This window comes from Paenirhodobacter populi (assembly GCF_004022215.1).
Lineage (GTDB): Bacteria > Pseudomonadota > Alphaproteobacteria > Rhodobacterales > Rhodobacteraceae > Rhodobacter > Rhodobacter populi.
On sequence record NZ_SAUZ01000012.1, the window covers coordinates 1 to 23,734 of the forward strand.

Annotated in this window: 18 protein-coding genes and 1 pseudogene; 3 read left to right on the forward strand and 16 right to left on the reverse strand. The window is 64.1% G+C overall.

Features of this window, described 5'->3' with window-relative positions; genetic code table 11:
• A pseudogene (locus D2T30_RS10930) lies at window positions 1–449 on the forward strand (dihydrolipoyl dehydrogenase); the annotation flags it as partial.
• Between the two features lie 183 nt (window positions 450–632).
• Here the strand turns inward: D2T30_RS10930 and D2T30_RS10935 are convergent.
• A complete protein-coding gene (locus tag D2T30_RS10935) occupies window positions 633–3,467 on the reverse strand; it encodes an FAD-binding and (Fe-S)-binding domain-containing protein (protein ID WP_128208901.1) in 2,835 nt (944 codons plus the stop codon).
• A gap of 74 nt (window positions 3,468–3,541) precedes the next feature.
• Here D2T30_RS10935 and D2T30_RS10940 point away from each other — a divergent pair, with 74 nt between their 5' ends.
• Window positions 3,542–4,483: a LysR family transcriptional regulator gene (locus tag D2T30_RS10940; RefSeq protein WP_128208902.1), complete on the forward strand. Its 942-nt coding sequence runs from the start codon at window positions 3,542–3,544 to the stop codon at window positions 4,481–4,483.
• On the opposite strand, the gene D2T30_RS10945 is transcribed toward D2T30_RS10940, so the two are convergent.
• From D2T30_RS10945 to D2T30_RS10980, 9 genes are all read right to left on the reverse strand, one after another.
• On the reverse strand, window positions 4,476–5,576 hold the full coding sequence (locus D2T30_RS10945) for an NADH:flavin oxidoreductase/NADH oxidase (RefSeq protein ID WP_128208903.1): 1,101 nt from the start codon (window positions 5,574–5,576) through the stop codon (window positions 4,476–4,478). The two genes, D2T30_RS10940 and D2T30_RS10945, sit on opposite strands and share 8 nt — an antisense overlap.
• A 65-nt stretch (window positions 5,577–5,641) precedes the next feature.
• Entirely contained in the window at window positions 5,642–7,072 is a 1,431-nt protein-coding gene (locus tag D2T30_RS10950) for an NAD-dependent succinate-semialdehyde dehydrogenase (RefSeq protein WP_128208904.1), read from the reverse strand.
• A gap of 30 nt (window positions 7,073–7,102) precedes the next feature.
• Window positions 7,103–8,719 (reverse strand): GMC family oxidoreductase, encoded by a 1,617-nt coding sequence (locus D2T30_RS10955; protein WP_128208905.1) that lies wholly within the window; start codon window positions 8,717–8,719, stop codon window positions 7,103–7,105.
• A 25-nt stretch (window positions 8,720–8,744) separates the two neighbouring features.
• Entirely contained in the window at window positions 8,745–9,545 is an 801-nt protein-coding gene (locus D2T30_RS10960; RefSeq protein ID WP_128208906.1) for a shikimate dehydrogenase family protein, read from the reverse strand.
• A gap of 7 nt (window positions 9,546–9,552) precedes the next feature.
• Window positions 9,553–10,344, reverse strand: coding sequence for a 3-oxoacyl-ACP reductase FabG (fabG, locus tag D2T30_RS10965; RefSeq protein WP_128208907.1), 792 nt, complete (start codon window positions 10,342–10,344; stop codon window positions 9,553–9,555).
• Between the two features lie 3 nt (window positions 10,345–10,347).
• Window positions 10,348–11,052 (reverse strand): ABC transporter ATP-binding protein, encoded by a 705-nt coding sequence (locus tag D2T30_RS10970; RefSeq protein ID WP_128208908.1) that lies wholly within the window; start codon window positions 11,050–11,052, stop codon window positions 10,348–10,350.
• A complete protein-coding gene (locus D2T30_RS10975; protein ID WP_206612917.1) occupies window positions 11,039–12,865 on the reverse strand; it encodes a branched-chain amino acid ABC transporter ATP-binding protein/permease in 1,827 nt (608 codons plus the stop codon). The genes D2T30_RS10970 and D2T30_RS10975 overlap by 14 nt, the downstream gene beginning before the upstream one ends.
• 9 nt (window positions 12,866–12,874) lie before the next feature.
• Window positions 12,875–13,759, reverse strand: coding sequence for a branched-chain amino acid ABC transporter permease (locus D2T30_RS23340; protein WP_128270197.1), 885 nt, complete (start codon window positions 13,757–13,759; stop codon window positions 12,875–12,877).
• Window positions 13,760–13,806: 47 nt separating this feature from the next.
• Window positions 13,807–15,039, reverse strand: a complete 1,233-nt coding sequence (locus tag D2T30_RS10980) for an ABC transporter substrate-binding protein (protein WP_241651243.1) — start codon at window positions 15,037–15,039, stop codon at window positions 13,807–13,809.
• 393 nt (window positions 15,040–15,432) lie between these two features.
• Between D2T30_RS10980 and D2T30_RS10985 the strand changes: the two genes are divergently transcribed.
• Window positions 15,433–16,122 (forward strand): GntR family transcriptional regulator, encoded by a 690-nt coding sequence (locus D2T30_RS10985; protein ID WP_128186266.1) that lies wholly within the window; start codon window positions 15,433–15,435, stop codon window positions 16,120–16,122.
• Window positions 16,123–16,838: 716 nt separating this feature from the next.
• Here the strand turns inward: D2T30_RS10985 and pdxR are convergent.
• From pdxR to D2T30_RS11015, 6 genes are all read right to left on the reverse strand, one after another.
• The gene (gene pdxR, locus D2T30_RS10990; protein WP_128208909.1) at window positions 16,839–18,323 is read right to left on the reverse strand and encodes a MocR-like pyridoxine biosynthesis transcription factor PdxR; all 1,485 of its coding nucleotides are present in this window, start codon (window positions 18,321–18,323) and stop codon (window positions 16,839–16,841) included.
• 214 nt (window positions 18,324–18,537) lie between these two features.
• The gene (locus D2T30_RS10995; protein WP_128208910.1) at window positions 18,538–19,374 is read right to left on the reverse strand and encodes an ABC transporter permease; all 837 of its coding nucleotides are present in this window, start codon (window positions 19,372–19,374) and stop codon (window positions 18,538–18,540) included.
• Window position 19,375: 1 nt separating this feature from the next.
• Complete coding sequence (locus tag D2T30_RS11000) at window positions 19,376–20,206, reverse strand: ABC transporter permease (RefSeq protein ID WP_206612918.1); 831 nt, start codon at window positions 20,204–20,206, stop codon at window positions 19,376–19,378.
• 98 nt (window positions 20,207–20,304) lie between these two features.
• On the reverse strand, window positions 20,305–21,375 hold the full coding sequence (locus tag D2T30_RS11005) for an ABC transporter ATP-binding protein (protein WP_128208911.1): 1,071 nt from the start codon (window positions 21,373–21,375) through the stop codon (window positions 20,305–20,307).
• 78 nt (window positions 21,376–21,453) lie between these two features.
• Entirely contained in the window at window positions 21,454–22,635 is a 1,182-nt protein-coding gene (locus D2T30_RS11010) for an ABC transporter substrate-binding protein (RefSeq protein WP_128208912.1), read from the reverse strand.
• 99 nt (window positions 22,636–22,734) lie between these two features.
• Window positions 22,735–23,676: an aminotransferase class IV gene (locus tag D2T30_RS11015; protein WP_128186278.1), complete on the reverse strand. Its 942-nt coding sequence runs from the start codon at window positions 23,674–23,676 to the stop codon at window positions 22,735–22,737.
• Window positions 23,677–23,734 lie beyond the last annotated feature (58 nt).

The window sequence follows — 23,734 nt, forward strand, 5'->3', positions numbered from 1 at the left end:
GGCTTGCGCACAAGGCCAGCCACGAGGGCGTCATGGTGGCGGAACTGATCGCGGGCGGCCATCCGCATCCGATCAAGCCGGGCGCCATCGCCGGCTGCACCTATTGCAGCCCGCAGGTCGCCTCGGTGGGCATGACCGAGGAAAAGGCCAAGGCCGCGGGATATGAGATCAAGGTGGGCCGCTTCCCCTTCATCGGCAACGGCAAGGCGATTGCGCTTGGCGAACCCGAGGGGCTGATCAAGACGGTGTTCGACGCCAAAACCGGAGAGCTTCTGGGCGCCCACATGGTCGGCGCCGAGGTGACCGAGCTGATCCAGGGCTACATCATCGGCCGCACGCTGGAAACGACCGAGGCGGAGCTGATCGAGACCGTCTTCCCGCATCCGACGCTCTCGGAAGCCATGCACGAATCCGTCCTCGACGCCTACGGCCGGGCCATCCATTTCTGATCGCGCTCCCGGGGCCGTGCCGCGCTGAAAAAGCGGGCGCGGCCCCGCTCCACCCGGCCAGGGCGTGAAAATGTTCCCGAAGGTGCGCCGGCGTCACCGCCCCATCGCTGTGGAGACGATTGGGGATGACAGCCAGAAGGTGCGGTTTCCTCCTTCGCGCGCTCTCCGGCCGTCTGCGCGGCCTCATCCCGCCAGCGCTTGCGCCAGTAAACCCAGAGGATGGCGGGATGATCGTCCGCTCAGCCGTCCGGTCTGGCAGCGGCAGGAAAAGCCGGTGGCGGCGAGCGGCGTTTCGTCCTCGGTATGGCGTCGCCAGGACATGTCGAACAGCTTGCGCGAAACCGTTTGATGCCGCGTCTGATGGCCAAACAAGCCCGCCATGCCGCAGCACCCGGTGGCGGGTGCCTCAGCCGTGATGCCAAGCGCCGCGAAAACCTCTTTCCACAGAGCGGGTGCATTGGCGGCACCCGTCGCCTCGGTGCAATGTGACATGATCCGCACTTTGCCGCTTTTCAGGGGGCGCGCGGCGATCCGCCCTGCGGCCATCTCCGCCGCAAGAAACTCCTGTGGCAGCTGAACGGCTGGGGGATGGATACCGGCCTTGGGGTAATCCTGGCGCAATTGCATGACGAAGGCCGGATCCATGCCGATCAGCGGCCTTCCGGTCCGCCCGGCCAGTTGCAGCCGCGCGTTCAGCCGCGTGGCCATCTGCCTGAAGCGGACCATATCGCCCATCGTCTGTGCCGCCTTGCCTGCCGGAAGCATCTCCAGAAGCCGAGGACGCAGACCAAGCGCGGAAAAGCCGGCAACGAAATCCGCAAGCAGGTCCGGGTCGAACAGGGCGGTGAACCAATCCTGCACGAGGATCACCGTGCCGTCCGGCAGAGAACCACGTTCCAGCTCGGCTTCCGAAAGGTGCAGATCGGCGGGAGGGCGGGGGGCTATCCTGCCCGGCAGATCGACGGAGCCGACGAGAGCGCCGCCGAGGCGGGCCAGCAAAGGCCAGACCGGACGCAACAGGGGCGAAAACGCTGCAATCGCGGGCGATGACCTTTCCGCCAGAAGTGTCAGCTGATCCGCAATGCTGCGCCGGTGACGCGCGAAGTAATCGGCATAAAATGCGGATCGCATCGTCGGAATATCGACCTGAACGGGACAGCTCGACGCGCAGGCCTTGCAGCCGAGGCAACCGTCGAGAACGCCAAGAAGATCAGCCTCCATTTCGGGGGAAACCGCGCCGGAGCGCTTCGCCACATGCCATGCGCGCAGCGCGTCCGCCCGGCCCTTGGGGCTGTGACGCAGATCCGCCGTGGCCTTGAACGACGGACACATCGGCGTCTTTTCGGAATAGCTCAGACACTGGGCATTGCCGTTGCAGCGAAAGGCGCGGGTCAGCGGATCACCATCGGGCGCGTTGAACGGGCGAAACGGCGTCGTCGCGATACCCATGATGTCATCGCGCGGGCTGACCAGTTTGCCGGGATTGAAGCGCCCCGCCGGGTCGAACGCCGCCTTGACTCCCTGAAGCGCGCCGTAGGCCTCGGCTCCGATCCAGTCGCGCAGATAGGCTCCGCGCACGCCCTTGCCGTGCTCTCCCCAGAAAATGCCGCCATATTTGCGGGTAAGGGCGAAAACGGCATCAGACACGGCGACAAGCTTTTCGCGGTCTGCGTCGGCGTCGATGTTCAGGGCCGGGCGGATATGCAGGCAGCCGACATCGACATGGCCATAAATGCCGAAGCCGAGGTCATGCCGCGTCAGCACGGCCAGAAACTCGTCGACAAAGGCGGGCAGGTTTTCCGGGGGCACGACGCAGTCTTCGACAAAGGCCACGGGGCGCGCGGGGCCATCCACCTTGCCAAGAAGGCCGACACCCGCCGAGCGGATCGCCCACAGATCACGGATTTCATCAAGATCAGCGGCCACATGCGTCGCTCCGGCTCCGGGCAGGCCCGCAACGATCTGGCGGCAGTGATTGACCCTTAGGTCAAGCAGGGCGGGATCGTCGCCGTTGATTTCGACAAAGACGTAGGCGATCTTCTGGCCCGGCAGTGATTGAAGCGTTCTGGGCAAGCGTCGCAAGATGCCCGCGCTTTCGGCGATGGCCTGAACACGTTCATCCATCACTTCGACCGCCGTCGGATCGGCGTCAATCAGGGGTGTCGCCGCCGCGAGCGCATTGCGGAAGCTGTCAAATCCCACCACGATCAGACGTTTCCCGGCCTCGATCCTGCGCAACTTGACACGGATCCGGCTTATCAGCCCGAGCGTGCCCTCGGAGCCAAGAAACAGGCGCCACCATTCGAACCCGCCTTCGGGCGGGCAGGCGCGTTCAAGGTCGTAGCCGGTGAACCGACGGTTGAGCCGCGGGGTGTGGGCGATGAAGGCCGCACGCCCGGCGCGTGCCGCCGTCTCGGCACCGGCAAGCATCGCGACCGCCCAGCCGGGGGGACTCTCCATGCTGGACAAAAGCCCTTCGGCGCGGGCGAGTTCGATGCCGATGATATTGTCGCTGGTCTTGCCATAGATGCGCGAGCCCTTGCCCGAGGCATCGGTGCTGACCATGCCACCGATTGTGCATCGGCTCGAAGTCGAGGTTTCGGGCGCGAAGAACCAGCCTGTCGGACGCAGCCTGTCGTTCAGGTCGTCAAGCACGATGCCCGGTTCAACGTCGGCCCATCCCTTTTCGGTATTGACGCCCATCAGCCTGTTCATATGGCGGCGCAGATCGACGATGACGCCCCGGTTGAGGCTTTGTCCGTTGGTGCCGGTGCCGCCGCCGCGCGCCGTTACGGGCAGGGTGAGGAAGGGGGGAGTGTCGAGCACGGCCGCCAGCCGGACAAGGTCCGCCGCATCCACGGGGGCGACGATCAGATCCGGCATGATCTGATAGACGGAATTGTCGGTCGACATCGCAGAGCGCAGCGCGGTGTCGGTTTCGACCTCGCCCAGAAAACCGGCCGCGCTCAAGGCGCTGCGGAACGGGGAAATCATGTCGATAGGGCTTTGGTCGGTCATCTGGGGCCAGTCATCTGGATGGTCGTGTCTGGCCTCTTGAACCACATTCCTAAGCTTCGTAGAATTAGAACGTTATGAAGATAAATTCTGAAAATCTGAATATAAATCTGCGCCATCTTCAGGTGCTGCAAGCGATCCGCACGCATGGCAGTTTCAGTCGGGCGGCGGCGGAACTCGGCGTTGTCCCTTCGGCGCTGACTGAAACGGTGCGCCAGCTTGAGGAGGCGCTTGGGGCGCCGCTTTTCGATCGCGGTCAGAGGCCGCCTGCGCCGACGCCGCTTGCACTGTCGCTTCTTCAGGACACCGCACCCCTGTTGGCCGAGCTTGACCGCGCGATCAGCCGGGCGCGCGCGGTTGCGGGACTTGAGGCGGGCTTTCTGGCGGTGGGGTCGGCGCCGTCGGCGATCACCGGGTTGGTGGGCCCGGCGCTTGCGCGGTTTCGGGCGGCGCATCCGGGCGTCAGGGTGCGGCTCCGGGACGACATCGCCGAACATCTGGCCGAACTGGTGCGGGAGGGTGAGCTGGATCTCGCCGTGGCCGGGCGCGCCAGCGTGAGTTCCGACATCACGCAGACCCTGTTGACACGGGACCGTTTCGGCCTCGCCTGCGCAAGAACCCATCGGCTGGCCGGGCGCGATGCGGTGAATCTGGCGGATATCGCGGAGGGGGAGGTCATCACGCTTGACCACAACACCGGCACGCAACAGCTTTTGTCGGCGGTGCCGGACTTGCCCCCCGGATTGCTGGAAAGCGGGCTGCATGCGGATTCCACCATCGCCCAGCTTTGCATGATCCGGGCGGGTCTGGGGGTTGGTCTGCTGCCCCATGATGCGGTGGCCTTGTTCGGCGATCCGGCGATCCGGTTTATTCCGCTCGGAGATCTTGATCTGTGGCGCTCGCTCTACCTGCTCGAACCCGTCAATCGTGCGCGTTCCAACGTCGCCGAGGCTTTTGCCGCGCAATTGCGCCGGGGAGTGCCGCGGGCAGATGCGCCGCCACAAACCGATATCAGTTGACGAACAGACTTTTGTAGCGCGCGGGCTGGCAGCGCAGATATTGCGGCGCTGGCTTGATCTGCGCACCGAGATGCGCCGCGGCATGCCAGGGCCATCTCGGATCGTAAAGGATCCCGCGCGCGAGCCCGATCATGTCGGCATCGCCCGTGGCGACGATGGCTTCGGCATGCTCCGCTTCGGTGATCAGCCCGACCGCCACGACAGGAATGTTCGTCGCGCCCTTCACGGCGCGGGCGAAAGGAACCTGATAGCCGGGCGAAAGAGGGATTTTCTGCCCGGGGTGGAGCCCTCCGGTGGAGACATTGATCGCATCCGCCCCCCGCGCTTCGGCGAGGGCGGAAAAGGCCGCGGTCTCATCGATGGTCAGCCCTCCGGGAACCCAGTCCGTGGCCGAAATCCGCACACTGACCGCTTTGTCGGCAAAGGCCTCCCGGACGATATCGAGGATCTCCAGAGGGAAACGCGCCCGGTTTTCAAAGCTGCCGCCATAGGCGTCGGTCCGGTGGTTTGAAAGGGGCGAGAGGAAGGTGTGCAGCAGATAGCCATGCGCCACATGGATCTGCACGGCGTCGATCCCGAGCCGTGCGGCCCGCCTCGTCGCCTGTGCGAAGCCGTCGCGGATGCGTTGCAGCCCCTCGCTGTCAAGCGCTGTCGGCGCCACCGTTTCCGGATCGAACGCCAGAGCCGAGGGGGCGACCGTCTGCCAGCCGCCGGCTGCATCAGGGGCGATCTGCCGGCCGCCGCGCCACGGTGCTTCGCACGAGGCCTTGCGGCCGGCATGGGCGAGTTGCAGGGCGATGGGCATGTCGGACCACTTCCGCACGCCCTCGAGAACGCGCCCCATCGCGGCTTCGGTGGCATCGTCATAAAGGCCCAGGTCTGCCGGGGTGATGCGCCCCTCGGGCGAGACGGCGGTGGCTTCGATGGTCAGAAGTCCCGCGCCAGATTGCGCCAATCCGCCAAGATGGGTCAGATGCCAGTCGTTCATGCAGCCGTCGGTGGCCGAATACTGGCACATCGGAGCGATCACGATCCGGTTCGCGAGTTCAAGATTGCGGATCCGCAGGGGAGTGAACAATTGTGCTTGGGCCATGCGGCATCCTCCGGCAGGCGTTCGATGGGGGGGCGGGTCCGGGGCGTTCCCCGGACCCGAGGCGCTTAAAGCGCAGCGGTGACTGTCATCGTGGTCAGATAGGCGTCAAGCCCCTCTGTGCCACCTTCGGAGCCGAAACCGGAATCGAGCACGCCGCCGAAGGGTGTTTCTGGCAAGGCGAGGGCGAAATGGTTTATCCCGAGCATGCCGGCCCTGATCGTGTTCTGCACCGTATGCGCCACCGAAAGCGAGCGGGTGAAGAGATAGGAGCCAAGTCCGACCGGCAGCCTGTTCGCTTCTTCGAGCGCGGCGTCAAGCGATGTCGAGCGCATCACCAGCGCCAGCGGGCCGAACGGCTCCTCGTTCATTGCCAGCATGTCGGGCGTCATGCCGCTCAGCACGGTGGGGGCAAAGAAGTTGCCCGCATTGCCGACACGCGCCCCGCCGGTTTCGATGATCGCACCTTTGGCCACGGCATCTTCGACCATCCCGGCCACGGTATTCATCTGGTTCTTCGAGGTCAGCGGTCCCATCTGGACCCCTGCATCAAGACCATTTCCCAGCTTCAGCGCGGCCGCGCCCGATGCCATGCGGCTGACGAATTCGTCATGCACCCTTTCATCGACGATGAACCGTGTGGGTGAGACGCAGACCTGCCCCGCATTCCGGAATTTCCACTGCACGGCGAGGGGGATGAGGCGATCAAGATCCGCATCCGCCGCCACGATCACCGGGCCATGACCGCCGAGTTCCATCGTGACCTTCTTCAGATGCTCGCCCGCCAGCGCGGCGACGATCCGGCCGACGCGCGTCGAACCGGTCAACGAGACCTTGCGGATTTCGGGAGCCCGGATCAGCGTATCGGAAAGGTCCGCGGTGGCGCCCCATATGAGCGAGAAGGCCCGCTTCGGCAAACCGGCATCCAGCAGCGCGCGGGCCATCATCCAGGCGGTGCCGGGGGTTTCGGAAGAAGGCTTGACCACCACCGCGCAGCCCGCCGCAAGCGCCGGGGCGACCTTCTGCATCGTGTTCCAGGCGGGGAAGTTCCACGGTGTGAACGCCGCGACCGGCCCCACCGGCTTTTTCAGGATGTTGATCTGCATGTTCGTCGCACGGCCAGCCACGATCCGGCCATAGATCCGCCGCCCTTCCTCCGCGAACCAGTCGAGCAGATCCGCCGACCCGAGCCATTCGCCGCGCGCCTCGGCAAGGGGTTTTCCCTGTTCAAGCACCATGACGCGCGCCGCCTCTTCGACCCTTTCGCGCATGAGGTCCGCGGCCCGGCGCAGCACCTTTGATCGCTCGAACGGTGAAACGGCGGACCATTCCCCGAAACCATCGAGGGCGAGGCGTGCCGCCTCTTCGGCTTCGGGACGGCCACCCTTTGGGATGACCGCAAGTTCGGTGCCGTCCGCGGGGTTCGTCAGGCGCATTTCGCCGGCGCTGCCCTGATTGCGCGGTTCGCCACCGATGAGCAATGTGATTTGCGGATACATTCGTTTCTCCAGTCTTCGGATATGAGCGGGTCAGGGTGTCTCTGCCGCGAGAAGCGAGGCGGCCTTGTGCGCGACCATCATCACGGCCGCTTGCGTGTTGCCGGAAACCATCTCGGGCATGACCGAGGCATCGATCACCCGAAGTCCGGCCATGCCGTGAACGCGCAACGACGGGTCCACGACGGCCATCGGGTCCACCCCCATCTTGCAGGTGCCGATGGCGTGATAGATCGTCTGACCGTTGGCCCGCGCGAAAGAGAGCCAGTCCGCATCCGTCCGGCACCCGGTCCCCGGCGCGATTTCGGACACCCGGAAGCCATCCATCGCCGGTTGTTCGATCAGACTGCGGCCGAGCCTCATGCCGTCGATCATGGCCCGGCGATCCTCCTCGTGGTCGAGGAAATTCGGCACAATCCGCGGCTGCTGTGCGATGTCGGGCGACTGCGCATGAATGGAGCCGCGGGATTGCGGCCGCAACTGGGTCACGCCAAGCGTCATGCCGGGGGCGCGGTCCAGCTTGCGCTCTGCCGCATTGGCGTAGCTTGCATGCATGAAGAAATATTGCACATCGGGACGGGCCACATCTTCGCGCGAGCGCAGGAAGGCGTGGGTGAGCCCCGTGCCATAGGTCAGCACGCCCCGACGGGCGAGGGCATATTTCAGCACCTGCGCCACGAGGCTCGGCCCGCGCGTGAGTTCGTTCAGCGTGACCGGTTGCGATACGCGCCAGCTCATGCGGGTGCAGAAATGGTCGATGTAGTTCTCGCCGACGCCGGGCAGGGCATGGGCCGTCTCGATCCCGAGAGCCCGCAGTCTTGCCGGGTCGCCTATGCCCGAAAGCTCCAGAAGTTGCGGGCTTTGGATGGCTCCGGCGGCAAGGATCACCTCGCGGGCGTGGATGGTCAGTTCGCGGCCATTTTGCAGCAGTTTGACGCCGGTCGCGCGCCGCCCGTTCAGAAGAATGCGCGTCACCCGGGTATCTGTCGCCACGGTGAGTCCGTCGCGTCCGCGCGCCGGAGCAAGCCAGGCACGTTCGGCCGACCAGCGCTCGCCGCGCTTCTGGTTGACCTGATACCAGCCCACGCCTTCCTGCGATGCGCCGTTGTAATCCGGGTTGAAGGGCTGGCCGAGCTGCTCTGCCGCGGCGATGAACGCCCTGCCGATATCGTTCTGCTCAACGACCTCGTTGATCGGCAATGGTCCCGACGAACCGCGCAGCCCATCCGGATTGGGGCCGGTCCAGTTTTCGAGTGCCTTGAAATGCGGCAGCACGTCGGACCATCCCCAGCCCGCGCAGCCCTTGTCCCGCCAAAGGTCATAATCGCCGGGCTGGCCGCGCACGTAGATCATGCCATTGATCAGCGTCGAGCCGCCCAGCCCCTTGCCGCGCGGAATGGCGATGCGGCGATTGTCGGTTGCGGCTTCTTCGGCGCTCCAGAAACCCCAGTTGTAGCGATGATTGGTCAGGAGCTTGTAGAACCCGGCGGGAATGCGGATCCATGGCGAACGCGCCTCGCCGCCCGCCTCGCACATCAGCACCTTGTTGCGCCCCGACCGGCTCAGCGCTTCGGCAAGAATACAGCCTGCCGTGCCGCCGCCGACGATGACATAGTCGAAGCGGGCCTGGTCAGGCAGAGGGTTGGTCATCTGATCTCTCCTGGAGTGCGTCGGGTCAGCCTGCGAGGGGCAGGGCGCCCATATGCTCCGCCATCAGGCGGATCTGGTGCTTGAGCATCGGGCGGCCGGTCTGGATGCGGGCGCCCCTGGTACGGGCTTCGGCCAGAAAGCGGGTCTCGGCCGGTTCCATGATCGCGTCGCTGACGATCTGACCCGGTCGGAACGACAGGTCATCGAGGGGGAGCGCATCCCCCGCCCGCAGGCCAAGGGAGGTTGCATTGACGACCAGATCGCGGCGCGCGGTTTGCGGTTCGCCCGCGGTGACCTGGACGCCCGGGTAACGCTCGGCCACGCGGCGGGCGAGGTCTGCGGCCTTGTCGTGCGAGCGGTTCACGATCGTCAGTCTGGCGACCCCCGCCTCCGCGAGCGCGAAAGCGATGGCGGCACCCGCTCCGCCCGCTCCGAGAAGGCAACTGTCCATGCCCGTGACATCTATCCCGGCGGCAACCAGTCCGCTGATGAAGCCCCTGCCGTCCAGCATCGCGCCGACCAGCGTGCCATCCGCCTCCCGGCGAATGACGTTGACCGCACCTATGGCCTCCGCATCCCCCACGAGACGGTCGCAGAAGGCGAGGCACGCGGGCTTGTGCGGAACGGTCGCGATGAAGCCGCCGAGGTTGCGCATTTCGCGTGCCGCCGTCATGAACGCCTCAAGCCCTTCGGGGCGCATATGCATGGGGACCAGGATGGCATCCATGCCTTCTGCCGCGAAAAGCGCGTTCATCTCTTCGGGTGTTTTCACATGGACGATCGGGTCGGCGACGATGCCGTAGAGTTTCGTATGTCCGGTAATCATTTTGCCCTCAGGTCATGAGAAGGCCGCCGGCGACATCGACGGTCTGGCCGGTGACGAAGCTCGATTCCGCCGACGTCAGCCAAAGTGCGACATCGGCCACCTCTTCTGGCTGGCCGAGGCGGGCCATGGGGGTCTGTCGGACCTGCTCGGCATTCACCTCGGGGGCGACGCCGCGCACCATGGGCGTTTCGATCCGGCCCGGCGCGAGGGCATTCACCCGAATGCCGTAGGGGCCGAGTTCCCCCGCGAGATGCATGGTGAAGCCGATGATCGAGGATTTGGTCGCCGCATAATGGCAGCCCACGAGCGCCATATAGGTCTGACCCGCGACGGAAGAGGTGTTGACGATCCAGCCCCGCCGCGCTTCGATCATCGATGGCGTGACGGCGCGGATCACGTTGAACGTGCCGGTAAGGTTTACATCGACGACCCGGCGCCACTCGGCCGGTTCCATTTCCCATACCTTGCTGGCGATGCCGTCATGTTTTGGCGAGATGCCGGCGTTGTTGATGACGGTATCGAAGGCGCCACCCGCCGCCGCTATCGCCGCGCTGAGCCCGTCATAATCCGCGACGTCGCAGGTGAGAGCGATTGCGCCGCCCAGCCCCCGGGCGTTGATTTCATTTACAGTCTCGGCGACGGCCTCGGGGGCGAGGTCGCATACTCCCACGGTTGCGCCGCGTTCCGCAAAGCCGAGCGCGATGGCCCGACCGATGCCGCGCGCCGCCCCCGTGACCAGAACCCGCCGTCCCGCATGGGATGGCCGGGTGCGCAGATCCGATTCATTCATGTTCGGCATGTCTCAGATTCCCAGATAGGCTTGGCGGATGTGATCGTCGTTCAGAAGCGCCTCGGATTGGCCTTCCAGAACGATCTGGCCGTTTTCAAGGACATAGCCCCGATCGGCGACCTTGAGTGTGGTGTAGACGTTCTGTTCGACGATCAGCACCGTCGTGCCGGTGCCCGCGATCTGGCGGACGATGTCGAACACCTGCGACACGACGATCGGGGCGAGGCCCAAAGAGGGTTCATCGAACATCAGGATCTTCGGCTGCGCCATCATGCCGCGCGCGATGGCGACCATCTGCTGTTCCCCGCCAGACAGCGACGCCGCCGCCTGATCGAGCCGCTCGCGCACGCGGGGGAAGATCGACAGAACTTCGTCGAGACGGCGTTCATGGTTTGCCCGCGCGGCGGCGCGGAATGCGCCGATCAGCAGGTTTTCCCGCACCGTCATGTCGCCAAAGAGCTGGCGTCCCTCGGGGATCAGCGTGATGCCGCGATCAACGACCTGGTCGCCGCGCAACCGGGTGATGTCTTCGCCGCAGAAGCTGATAGAACCCTGTTTCGGCTTGATCAGCCCGGCAATGGTGCGCAGGGTCGTTGTCTTGCCGGCGCCATTCGCGCCGACGATGGTGACGATCTCGCCTTCCTTCACCTCAAGGCTGACATTCTGAAGGATGGTCGTGGGGCCATAGCCCGCGTGGATGTTCTCAAGCTTGAGCATCCGCAAACTCCTTGCCCAGATAGGCTTCGATGACATGGGGATCGCGCACGACGTCACGCGGGTCTCCCTCGGCGATCACCTCCCCCGACGCGAGCACGATCACCCGGTCGGAGAGCGACATGACCGCCTGCATGACGTGTTCGATGGCGATGATGGACACACCGCTGTCCCGGATCGACAGCATCAGATCAATGGCGCGGCGCACGTCGGTCTGGTTGATGCCGGCCATGACCTCGTCGAGGAGCAGCACGCGCGGCTCCATCGCCATGACGCGGGCAACCTCGAGGCGTTTCAGGCCGCCGATGGTCAGCCCGCGTGCCTCGGAATTGAGAAGCGGCCCCAGACCCATGCGCCATGCGGTCTCGCGGGCGCTTTCGCGCGCAGCCTTTTCATCGTGGTGGCGATAGAAGGCGCCGACCATGATGTTTTCCTCGACCGTCATCGCGGCGAAAGGCTGCACGATCTGGAAGGTGCGTCCCATGCCGAGCGCTGCGAAGTCGGCGGGATTTGCCGGGGTGTGGAACTTGCCATCCGGTCCGCGCAGCGAGACGCTGCCGCTATCCGGCGAGAGGAACCCCGAGAGCATGTTGAAAAGCGTCGTCTTGCCCGCGCCATTCGGCCCGATCAGGCCGAGGATCTCGCCTTCGCGCAGGGTGAAGCTGATATCGCGGGTGACATGCAGGCCGCCGAAATGCTTGTTCAGGTGTTCGACCCGCATGATGTCGGCCCCGATGCCCGCGCGATCAGGGGCGGGCGGGACCAAGGGGGTGGCGGGAGCCTTGATCGTGTCGGTCTGGGTTGTGGCGGGGGCGGCGTCTTCGGCATTCTGTTTGCCGGCGTAGCGGGAGAGAAAGCCAATGATGCCGTTCGGCATGAAGAGGACGACGAGAATCAGAACCGATCCATAGACGAAGCCATGCAGGCCAAGCGCCGAGGCGCCGAGCACAGCGCGGGCCCATTCGGTGATCGGCACCAGCAGAACCGCACCCAGAAGCGGGCCGCGCACCGTGCCGAGACCACCGATCAGGGCGAACATGGCGATCTGGATCGAGAAGGTGAGCGAGAACATCGCCGCCGGCTCGATGAAGGTCAGATACATCGCATGGAAGGTGCCGAGCATGGCGCAAAGGAAGGACGAAATGGCCACCGCAATCAGCCGGACCCTGACCGTCTGCACGCCGGCCGCGCGCGCAGCCGATTCCCGTTCGCGCGTGGCGATGAGATAAAAGCCGAGCCGCGAGCGGCGCACGGCCGCGGCCACGGCGAGCGTGACGAGCAGCATTCCGAAGATGATGACGAGCGACGGCCACCGTTCGCGGAACACCATCCATGTCCAGCCAAGATTGAGCGGGATCATCAGCCCGGTCGCCCCCCCGGTCAGGGATGAGAAGTGAAGCGCCAGAACGCGAAACACCTCAAGAAAGGCGATGGAGGCGAGCGAGTAGAACGGGCCTTTCAGCCGGAAGCAGGGGTAGGAGATCACAACGCCGACCACCATGGCGATCAACCCGCCCGCGAACATGCCGATCCAGGGGCTGATGCCCATGTTCATCAGGATCACGCCGGCATAGGCGCCGATGCCGTAATAGACGCCGTGGCCAAGCGACATCTGGCCCGCAAAGCCCCCCACAAGGTTCCAGGCTGTCGACAGCGCGGCCATGAGGCACATGGTGATGAAGATATGGGTGACGAAATCATTGCCGATCGCCAAAGGCACGACAAGCAAGGCTGCCAGAATCGCCGTGAAGCCGGCTCCCTGCAACAGGGCGGCATTGCGGCCGCCGGGCAGGCTCAGGGTCGGAGAAGAGCTCATGGGACGACCTCAGGACAAATGGGACAGGGCGCGCCGGTTGCCGAACAGGCCCGACGGCTTGAGAATCAGGATCACGAGGAACACGCCGAAAACGACGGCTTCGCGCAGGTCCGAACCGATGTAGAAACCGGACAGGGCATCCAGCATGCCGATCAGCAGCGCGCCAAAGAACGCGCCCGGGATGGATCCAAGCCCGCCGAGCACCACCACCACGAAGGCCGTCAGGACGAAATAGGTGCCGATGTTCGATGACGTCGGATAGAGCGGCGCGATCAGGACGGCGGCAAGCCCGACACAGGCGGCGCCGATGCCGAAGCTGAGGATGTAGATCCGATTGACGTTGATGCCCATCAGTTCGGCTGCCGAGCGGTTCTGCGCCACGGCGCGGATCGCGCGTCCGATCTGGCTGTGCTTCATCATCAGATGCAACGCAACGACCAGCGCGATCGCCGCGCCGAAGATATAGAGTTGACCCGTCAACACGCGGACCGGGCCCAGGCTGATCGGGGCGCGCAGGCCATGAGCTGGGGTATTGGCGATATCCGCCCCGAAAATCAGCAGTGCGAGGTTGATCAGCGCCGTCGAGAGGCCGACGGTGGCAAAGATCTGGACGTGGTCATCCCTGGCCGACATAAGAGGCTGGATCAGCAGTCTCTGCGTCAGTGCGCCCATGACAAAGAGCGCAGGCACCACGATGATCACCGCCGCATAAGGATGCAGGCCAAGACGGGTGGTGATCAGCCAGGTGATGAACATCCCGGCCATCAGGAATTCGCCATGGGCAAAGTTGACGACCTTCACGATACCGAAGATCAGCGTCAGACCGATGCTGACGATGGCGAAAAGTCCGCCAAGCATCAGGCCGTTGACCAGAATTTGCAGGAACGTTGTCATGTCGGTTTCCCTGTAGCGGGGTGGCGCGAGTAGCCACCCCGTCAGTTTCAGTTCGCGACGGGGAAGCGCATCGGCGCGACAGCCGCCTTGTCGGGGTAAACCGTGACGAGCTTGCCATCCTGCCACTGCATTCCCATCATCCAGGCGCGCTCGTTCTGGTGCGTCTCGTCGAATTTGACGCCGAAACCGGTCGCCGTGGTGCCATCGGGAATGTCGATCGCCTTGGCGGCGGCGACGATCTGGTCTGGCTCGAAGCCTTCGCCCGCGTCGATTGCCTGAAGTATCGCAAGCGCCCCCATATAATTGGCGAGCGAATGGCCCGAGCGCGGTTCGGCACCATATTTGGCGCGATACGCCGCGACGAACTCGGCCAGTCCGGGGGTGGCTTCGGTGTTCACCGCGTATTGAGTGAAGTCGACATCATATACGCCATCGATGATATCCTTGCCCACGGCATCTGCCGTCGGTTGCATCGAGTAGCCGCCGCCGCCGCCGATGATGGCGAGTGGCTTGTAGCCCGCCTCATGCGCCTGCTGGAGGAACAGAACAGAGTCGTTCTGATACGAAGTCTGCAACACCACATCGGCGCCCTTGTCCTGTAGTTCGAGAACCAGCGAGGACATGTCGACGGTGTTCGCCGGATAGCCGGATTTCGCAACGATGGTAAGGCCGCGTTCATTGGCGTATGCCGCCTCATGCCCGGCGACAGACGTGCCATAGGAACTATCTTCGTAAATGATGCCGATCTTCAGATCTTTCGGATCTTTACCCAGACCCGGCGCGATCTTTTCTGCCAGCATGTCGATTGCCGCGCGCCCCATGTGGAGGGCCGTCGGATTGGTGCGGAAGAGATACTTCAGATTGCGGGACGTAACCTCGTCCGCCACGGCGCCCAGTTCGAAATAGGGAATGCCTGCCAGATCCGTCACCTGCGATGCAGCGATGACCCGGGCCGAAGAATAGGTGCCGAAGACCGCCTTGACGCCAACGAGGGATACCAGCCGGCGCGCCTCGCCGATGGCCTGATTGTTGTCCACGGCGTCGCCACGTTCCAGCACGACCTTTTCGCCATGCACGCCGCCCGAAGCATTGATCTGGTCGACCGCGATCTCGAGGCCGCGGGCGCTCTCATCGCCAAGCAGCGCGAGCGGGCCACTGAACGGATACAGGGCTCCGATCTTGACATCGGCGAGCGCGCTGCCGGCCATTGCAACGCCAAGCGCGGCGCTCAGAAGCAGGTGTCTGATGTGCATATTTTCCTCCCAATATGCGAATTTCATGCGTGCGCTGTCCGCAAACTGGGGTCCGCGGATCAGGTGTTTGGGTATCAATGGATGTGAAGACGCCGCCTCATGGCCCGAACGGATCATGAGCGGGCAGACGGCTTGCCTGAAAAGGGCAAGCCGCGTCTGCGGTTTTGGATTGTCCGACTATCTTGCCGAGATCCGCGCCTTGAGTGCTAAGGTGTCACATGACTGATCGCGGGCGGCGCGAAGGTCACCACTCCAAAGGAAAGCACCACTTGAAAAATGTCATGTTCTCTTGTCCCCCCTCCGAGCACCGCGCTTACGCTCCTCCGTCAGCGCGGATGCCGCTTGATACATGTTATTTGTTACGTGTAATTACAGTGGAGTCAAGAACGTATGTGAGGAGTGTGGGTTTGGAGCCCTGTCATGGATGAATCCCCGAACTGGATACGGCCTGTTCAGAAGCAGAGTCTGGGAGAACAGGCTTATCAGGTGCTGCAAACGGCCCTCATGCGCGGAGAGCTGAAGCCCGGGACCCTCCTGCCTTTGCGGCCTGTCGCCAAAAGCTTTGGAATCAGCCCGACACCCATGCGCGAGGCGATGATGCGGCTCATTGCGGAACACGCGCTTGAGCTGGACGAACGCAGCCGTGTCTGCGTGCCGCATATCACGCGCGCGGTGCTGATGGAGATCCGCAGTATTCGGGAGAAGCTCGAAGGGGATGCGGCGCTGACTGCCGCCACTGTGGCTTCGAAAGAGGGGATCGATGAACTCGAGGCGATCCATTTCGCCATGATCGCGGCCCAGAACATGAACAATTTCAGCGAGGCCATTGGGTGCAATACCCAGTTTCATCTGAAGCTCTGCGAGATCGCCAATCAGCCGGTGGCCCTGGCGCTGGTCTTTAATCTCTGGATGCGATGCGGGCCTCTCTTGTCGCATCTCTATGATGCGGGGATTCCGCCGAACTGGGATCCGCATCCGCATGAAAGGATTGTCGCTGCGCTACGCGCGTCGGATGGCGTCGAGGCTCGGAATGCTTTGATTTTCGATATCCGCGGCAATGGTGAAGGCCTTCTCGCGCATGTCAGGAACAGCGATGGGGATGCCGGATGAAGGAGGCGTCGTGGGATAGGTCATCGTGTGATGGACCTCCGCAGCATTGTCTGACCGCCCTTCCTTATGGATCGTTGCAGACTCCGGGCCTCATGCCGCGGAGCAATTCCGGTACCCGGGGCTTGGACATCACTGGCTGGCTCGACTGGTTCCTCCGGTACTTGGATCGGACCCCTGACGGCACCGAAGAGGTTCTGGGCAACGTCCTGCACAAGACATGCTAGTGGGACGCCGTGGCGGGCGAGACGTTCAGCGAACGTCAACACGCCGTGATCAACCGGCTGCTGGATAGCTTTGAGGGAAATTGACATTCTCGAAATGAGCAAAGCTTACAGAGTCTCCTCCGACACGGCCTTCCGCGACATCACGAACCCGGTTGATCGGGGTCTGCTTGAGAAAGAGGGGGAGGGGGCCACAGAACCGTAAGCACCTAGTTGCGGCCACCTGCTGCACAATTTGAAGGTGGCGCAGGCCGCCATAACCTCCAACAGCGCGTTGCTCCCAACCACGGTATTCAGTTCGCAGAACAGCCTTGGAACCGGAACACCATCTATTCCTGGCCGATGCGCTTCGCCGTTTCCGGGGCTTTGAGGGCCTGTTCGGCGTGCCGGACCTGCTGGCGCAAATCCCGCCGGACGGGCCGATCGGCCCGCCGATGGTATCCGCCGATCAACTGTCCCTTCCGCTTTTCCGAACGCGAACGCGGGGGTCTGCTTTCACTTAGAGGCGCGGGCGCACGCGCTGTACCGGGAGGACAGGAGCCGGCCAAGCGCCTGCATCCCGGATTCCAGCGTCCGGTCGTCAAACTCGCCAAAGCCGAGCATCACCTGATCGGCGTAGTCGCGCGCATGTGTGCCCGAAAACCGCGTTACCGGCGTGACGACGAGCCCGTGCGCCGCAGCCAGCGCCGCCAGATCCTGCGCGTCGAGCCCGGGGCAGAGCCGCCCTGAGGCCTGCATGCCCGACACCGCCGGGCGCAGTCTGAGCCAGGGGGCCGCATGCCGCGCAGCCTGTGCTTGCAACACCTCGTGTCGATGCCCGTAGAGCGCGCGCATGTTTCGCAGATGGCGCGCGAAATGGCCGCGGCGGAGGAATTCCGCCACCACCGCCTGCGACATGAAGGGCGAAAACCTGCTGCCCACCTGCCGCATGCGCACGAAGGCCTGGACGAGCGCATCGGGCACGATCGCATAGCCAAGCCGAAGCGCCGGAAACAGCGTCTTGGTGAAGGTGTTCAGGTAGATGACCCGTTGATTTCCGTCGAGCGCCTGGATCGTGGTCGAGACGGTGCCGTCGAACCGCAGGTCGCTGTCATAGCCATCCTCGATGATCCAGGCATCGGCGGCCCGTGCCCAGGCCAGCAGTTCTGCCCTCCGCTCGGTCGTCATCACCGCGCCGATGGGCAACTGGTTTCCCGGCGTGACATAGGCCACGCGGGCGCCCGGCGCATCGGCAATGCCGTGCTGCACCATCATGCCCGCGCTGTCCACGGGCACGTCGACGATCCGCGCGCCGATGGCATCCGCACTGGTCCGAACACCGGGGTAGCCCGGATCCTCGCACCAGATCGCGTCGCCCGCATGCAGGAGCAAGCGGCAGGCGGTGTCCACGCCCTGCTGCGTGCCGTCGACGATGATCACGTTGTGCGCAGTGCAGCGCACGCCCCGCAGGATCATCTGCCGGGCGATTTCCTCGCGCAGCGGCAGGTGGCCCGCCGGGTCGTTCTCGCCCATCAGGTCGCTGTGACGCAGCAACCGGCGATAGACATCATTGCCGATGCGCTGCCAGATCGGCAGGGGAAAGTCCTTCAGCGCCGGAAAGAAAGGCCGGAAGGGCGCCGCCACAGGAACATGGGCGGAGTTCTCGGCCGACATCCGCGCGATCTGTGCCGTGACGCGCGACATGTCGGGAGCATGGAACGTGTCTACGGCGGCTCCGGCTGGGACCCCGACCGCAGAGACCGAACCCGCGACGAAGGTGCCCGAGCCGGTCACTGCCACCAGATGTCCCTCGGTGATGAGCTGCTCGAAGGCCAGCACCACGGTGTTGCGCGAAACGTTCATCTCGCGCGCCAGTTCGCGCGAGGACGGCACCTTGCATCCGGGCGCAAGCGCACCCGAGGCAATGGCCGTCACCAGCCTGCGATAAACTTGGCGGTGAAGGGGTTCGCCGCCGCCCGAATCTGCGATGATGCGGTCCATATCGTCCGATGCCCCAGGCGCGTCGCCGGTCCGTTCCGCTGGGACGGTGGCAAGGCCGGTGGTTTCGGGGAGAGTATCCCCCGGGACCACAGTGATGGCGACTCCATCGCGCCGCACAGTCCCCGCATCGTTGCTTCCAACGCACACAGCGCCCACGCACTGCCCTTGATGCCGCGATTTCGGTCATCATGGAAAGTCGCAGGCGCCACGCGGCTCAGGTCAGGCCGCGCACCTCCTCGGCCTGCGTGAGCCGGCGGTGGCGGCCGACCTTGAGGCTGATCAGGATGGCCGCAAAACCAAGGATCACTGCGAGGTTGATCAGGGTGGTGACGGCGAACAGCTCGGGGCGGATGCCGTAGCGCAGCGTGCCCCAGGCCACGGCCGGCAGGGTGGGCGTGGCGCCCAGCAGGTAGAAGGAGATCTCGAGGTTGTTGAACGACAGAATGAAGGTCGAGAGCGACGCGCTGAACAAGGCGGGCGCAGCCAGCGGCAGCGTCACCTCGCGGAAGGCCTGTACCGGCGTGGCGCCGAAGACCATGGCGGCATCGTTCAGTCGCCAGTCGTAGCGATAGAGTTGGACCGCGATGATGAGGAAGGCATAGGTGAAGCAGCGCACCGCATTGGCAAGGATCGCCACCGCCAGATTGCCGCCGATGCCCATGAACAGGTTGGTGAACACCATCGTCGAGATGCCGAGCACGATGTCCGCTACGAACAAGGGCGCAAGATAGAGCAGCAACAATTTGCCCCGGTGGCGCCCGGGATAGCGCATCAACCCGAAGATCGCCGCAGTGGCGAACGCAGTGGACAGCACGGCCGTGGCCAGCCCGATGATCGCGCTGTTCATCAGCGCTTCGAGATAGACCCGGTTATGGATCAGTGCGGTATAGGCTGCGGTGCTCCAACGCGGCGGATAGGGCCACATCGTGTTGGTTGAGACTGAAGCCAGCGCGACATGTACGATGGGTACGTAGAGGAACGCATAGGTCGCGCACAGCAGGGCCGCGGTGAAGCCGATCCACAGCGAAGGGGCAAGCGAAGGCCAGCGCATCTCAGCGACCCTCCCTTTCGGCGGTGCCGCCGGAAAAGCCGCTGCGCTGCGGATTGACCGCACGGCTGAGCATGAAGACCATCAGAAGTGTCGCCGCGAACAGGAACACCCCCATCGCCGCGCCCAGCGACCAGGTTCCGGTATCGCCGAACTGCTGGGCAAGCGACATCCCGAACAGCGTGCCATTAGGTCCGCCCAGGAACCGGGGCGCCAGTGCCGAGGACAGCGCCGGCACGAAACACAGGATGAACCCGACGAGCGTTCCGACGAGGTTGAGCGGCCATGTCACCTCGAGGAAGGTGCGCACCGGACCGGCTCCAAAGGTCCGCGCCGCATCCGCAAGCCGGAAGTCGAAGTTGACGAGCGAGAGGCATAGTGCCGTCACCGCCGTCGGCAGGTAGAGATAGAAGATGCCAATGGCGCTGGCGATGGGAGTGAAGATCAGCGCACGGATCGGCTGTAGCCCCATCCACATCATCATCGAATTGATCAGCCCCACGGGCCCGAGCAAGCCTTGCAAGGCGATCAGCCGGATCACCTCACCGGTAAAGAACGGCAGCGCGAAGAGCATGCCCAAGAGCAACGCCCACCGGCCACTGACCCGCACGATGAAATATGCGATCGGCCAGGCGAGGATCACCGAAACCGCCGAAACCGCCACCGCAGTGATAAAGGAGCGCAGGAAGAAGGTTAGATATGCGCCCTCGAACAGCACTGCGCTAAAGTTTGACAGGGTGAAATCGGGAATGATTTGATAGCTCTCGGTTCGCCAGAAGGCGAGCACGATGATCGACAAGATCGGCAGGACGAAGAACATGCCGATCAGCGCCACCGAGGGCGCCTGCATCAGAAGGGCGATCTGGCGACGGCTGAGTCCCGTGCGGCGTGCGGCCGGGGCGTTCACGACCTGAATATCGGTGTTTTCGAGCGTCATTGCAGCCTCCGCACGAAGGCATCCACGGCCGCCTCGTCCCAGACGGCGGTGACGTCCTCGCCGGGCAGGAAGGTTTCCGCCCCCGCCGGCAGCCCCGCCACCAGCATCTGACCGTTCGCGGCCGCGAGCAGATATTCGGTGAAATTGCCACGCAGGATCACGTCGCGCACCGTGCAGGCGGGCGCGTTCTCTCCCGCCGCCGTGCCGCGAAGGAGGGATATCTTCTCGTTCTTGATATAGAGATCGACTTCGTCGCCGGGCCGGGCACCCACGTTGGAGGCCTGCACCGCGATGCCGTTGCAATCCACCACCATTGCGGTGGAGGAAACCGATCGGACCCGACCGTGAAAGGCGTTCGAGCGTCCGACGAAACGGGCGATGAAAGGCGTCTTCGGATGGTTGTAGACGATGGTTCGCTCGGCGAAGTCCTCGACATCGCCCATGCTCATCACCGCGATCCGGTCGCTCATGCTCAGCGCCTCTTCCTGATTGTGGGTGACGTAGATGAAGGGGATCCCGAGTTCCTTCTGATAGCGGCGGATCTCGATCTCCATTTCCTGTCGCAATTCGCGGTCGAGGTTGGCGAGCGGCTCATCGAGAAGCAGGAGCTTGGGGCTCGCCACCAGCCCGCGGCCGAGCGCCACGCGCTGCTGCTGACCGCCCGACAGCTCACGCGGGTAGCGGTTCTCGAGCCCCGTCAACGACAGGATCTCGAGCGCCCAGCCGACGCGGCGGGCGATCTCCCCGCGCTCGAGGTGCAGCATGCGCAGCGGGAAGGAAAGGTTCTCGACCACGGTACGGTGCGGGAACAGGAGGAATTCCTGAAATACCATCGCCACCCCGCGCTGGTGCGGCGGCTGGCCGGTAACGTCCTTGCCGTCGATCAGGACCCGCCCGGCGCTGGGTGTCTCGAGCCCGGCGATGATGCGCAGAAGCGTCGTCTTGCCAGATCCCGAGGGCCCGAGCAGGGAAATGAACTCGTGCTTGTCGATCGCCATGTTGATGTCATCAAGCGCTTTGACGCGGCGACCGTAGGTTTTGGATATGCCGTCGATTTCGATATACATTTGCGGTCCTTTTCCGGCCCTGCCGCCCTGCGGCGGACCCCGTGAAGGGAACTCCGCCCGGGATCCCGGGCGGAAAGCTCAGGCAGCCTGCATGTTCGACCACACCCGTTCCCACTTTTCCGGGGACGACGGCTGGTCGAACTGGTGCATGCTGGCGATGTCGTCGGAACGGTCCATCAGGAACAGCTCCTTTTCGAGATCGGAGGCGTCGGCACGCCAGTCGATGGTCGAGCACGACCCTGCCTCGCGCGCGAGCTTGGCCATCAGCTCGGGCGAGATCATCATGTCGATGAAGCCCATCGCGGCGTCGAGCCTGGGCCCGTCCTGCACCCCCGAACTGATCAGCCAGGTGTCGATCCAGCCGAGCGCACCTTCCTTCGGGCGCAGCACGTGGCCGAACTTATCGGGGATCTCGCCGGCGGCGTTCATCTGATTCAGCTTGCGGTAGGATTGCGAGAATTCGGCCGCCGTGGTGGCCGCGCCCGCCTGCAGCAGGCTGGCAAGGGTCTGGTTGTCGGGATAGCGCGTCAGCAACAGCGACTTCTGTGCGATCAGGCGCCTTTCGACCTCGGCCAGTTCCTCGTCGGTCAGGACATAGGGGTTGAAGGGCTTGCCATCCGGGCGCGGCGCGGTCTGGGTGCCCATCTCGGCACTGACGAGGATGCCGGTGACGGCGATGTTCTCCTCGAAGCGCGCCGAGGTCAGCAGCTGGCCCGCCATCTCCGGGGCGAACAGGATCTCGAGACTTTGCACCTTTTCCGGATCGACGCGCGACATGTTGTAGGTGATCCCGTAGCCACCCCAGCAATAGGGCACGCCGAAAGTGGCGCCCGTCGGCGCATCGACCAGAAGCCTGAAATTGCTTGGCTGAAAGGCCGGGTAGTAATGCGCGGTATTCCTGATCGCGGCATAGTCGAAGGCGCGGATAAGCCCTTCGCGATAATAGAGCGAAGGCCAGAAGCCATCGGCCTGTACGAGGTCGAAATCCCGGGTGCCGCCGACGCGCAACTTGTTGTAGGCCTCGGAATTACCGTCGAAGAAGGTCGGCGAGAAGGACACGTCATAGGTCTTCTCGTATTCGGCGATGACGTCGGGCATCAGGTAGCTGCCCCACATCAGCGCCCGCATCTGAATTGTCGCGGCTTCGGCCCGGCGCACCCAGGGCGTGGCCAGAAGTGCCGCTGAAGCCGCCGAGACCTCGAGAAACCTGCGCCGCGTGGCGCGAACCGGCGAACTGCGTCTTTCGATACTGTCGGTCATCGTTCAATCCCCGTTGGTTGTGTTTTTCGTTTTTCGGTGCGCTCCGCCGGCGGCGGTGCGGACGGAGGGCCTCTTGCGACGGCCCTCCACGCGCCGGCCTCAGGCGGCGGTCTTCAGTGGGTTTTCCGTATCCGCATAGTTGATGGGCGTGATCAGCCAGCCTTCGTCCTTCTTGCGCCAGTAAGTGTCCATCACCTTGCGGGAAACGGGGCCGGTGATGCCGTTCGCCATCACATGATCATCGACGCGCGACACCGGCATGATCCCGAAGGCGGTGGTCGACAGAAACACCTCGTCAGCCTCGAGCAGGTCCTTCTTGGTCAGGGGGGCGTAATCCGCGGTCATGCCAAGCTCGGGGGCGAGATCGATCACGGACCGCGCCGTGACGCCCTTGAGCGCGCCGCGGTCCGGGGTCAGCAGCCTGTCGCCTTTGACGACGAAGATGTTGTAGCCCGGCCCCTCGGTGACGTAGCCGTCATAGTCGAGCAGGATCGCCTGATCGTAACCGTTGTCGAGCGCCTCCCACAGGCTGTTCGACAGATCGCGCCACTGGAAGTTCTTCCACGTCGGGTTGATCGAGGCCTCGGGGAAGCGGACGATGGACGAGATCATCAGGCTCGCGCCCTTGTCGGCGAGCTCGGGGGTGATCACCTCGGGCCAGGGCCAGACCCAGCACATGAAGGTGTTGCGGCACTGATCTGGGCGCCGCCAGCCTGGTTTTGTGGGCGCGCCGCGGGTGGCGGCAAAGCTGACGCAGGCGTCCTTCATGCCGCTTAGCACGACGCAGCGCGCCGCGATCTCGCGCATCTGGTCCAGCGTCTCGGTCGGCTGCATTCGGTAGCCGCGCATCGATTCCGCGAACCGGGCCATATGGTCGCCCAGCCGGAAGAAGCCGCCCTTGTGGACATGAACCACGTCATATGTGACATCCGACTTGGTAAAACCGAAGTCGCTCAGAGGGATGCCTGCCTGGTTCAGTGGCAGGTAACGGCCATCGACATAAGCCGCCCCCTGGGAGAAATCCTGTTGCGGATCACCCATCATTTTTGCTCCGTGATTTTATGAAACGCGAAACCCTTCGCGGCTCTCACGTTATGCG

Coding starts and splice junctions, on each gene's coding strand:
- D2T30_RS11010 (WP_128208912.1), bottom strand. CDS start 22,635: ATGACCGACAGTATCGAAAGACGCAGTTCGCCGGTTCGCGCCACGCGG.
- D2T30_RS10940 (WP_128208902.1), top strand. CDS start 3,542: ATGAAGATAAATTCTGAAAATCTGAATATAAATCTGCGCCATCTTCAG.
- fabG (WP_128208907.1), bottom strand. CDS start 10,344: ATGCCGAACATGAATGAATCGGATCTGCGCACCCGGCCATCCCATGCG.
- D2T30_RS11005 (WP_128208911.1), bottom strand. CDS start 21,375: ATGTATATCGAAATCGACGGCATATCCAAAACCTACGGTCGCCGCGTC.
- D2T30_RS10950 (WP_128208904.1), bottom strand. CDS start 7,072: ATGTATCCGCAAATCACATTGCTCATCGGTGGCGAACCGCGCAATCAG.
- D2T30_RS10955 (WP_128208905.1), bottom strand. CDS start 8,719: ATGACCAACCCTCTGCCTGACCAGGCCCGCTTCGACTATGTCATCGTC.
- D2T30_RS10960 (WP_128208906.1), bottom strand. CDS start 9,545: ATGATTACCGGACATACGAAACTCTACGGCATCGTCGCCGACCCGATC.
- D2T30_RS11015 (WP_128186278.1), bottom strand. CDS start 23,676: ATGGGTGATCCGCAACAGGATTTCTCCCAGGGGGCGGCTTATGTCGAT.
- D2T30_RS10970 (WP_128208908.1), bottom strand. CDS start 11,052: ATGCTCAAGCTTGAGAACATCCACGCGGGCTATGGCCCCACGACCATC.
- D2T30_RS10935 (WP_128208901.1), bottom strand. CDS start 3,467: ATGACCGACCAAAGCCCTATCGACATGATTTCCCCGTTCCGCAGCGCC.
- D2T30_RS10980 (WP_241651243.1), bottom strand. CDS start 15,039: ATGAAATTCGCATATTGGGAGGAAAATATGCACATCAGACACCTGCTT.
- pdxR (WP_128208909.1), bottom strand. CDS start 18,323: ATGGACCGCATCATCGCAGATTCGGGCGGCGGCGAACCCCTTCACCGC.
- D2T30_RS10945 (WP_128208903.1), bottom strand. CDS start 5,576: ATGGCCCAAGCACAATTGTTCACTCCCCTGCGGATCCGCAATCTTGAA.
- D2T30_RS23340 (WP_128270197.1), bottom strand. CDS start 13,759: ATGACAACGTTCCTGCAAATTCTGGTCAACGGCCTGATGCTTGGCGGA.
- D2T30_RS10985 (WP_128186266.1), top strand. CDS start 15,433: ATGGATGAATCCCCGAACTGGATACGGCCTGTTCAGAAGCAGAGTCTG.
- D2T30_RS10995 (WP_128208910.1), bottom strand. CDS start 19,374: ATGCGCTGGCCTTCGCTTGCCCCTTCGCTGTGGATCGGCTTCACCGCG.
- D2T30_RS10975 (WP_206612917.1), bottom strand. CDS start 12,865: ATGAGCTCTTCTCCGACCCTGAGCCTGCCCGGCGGCCGCAATGCCGCC.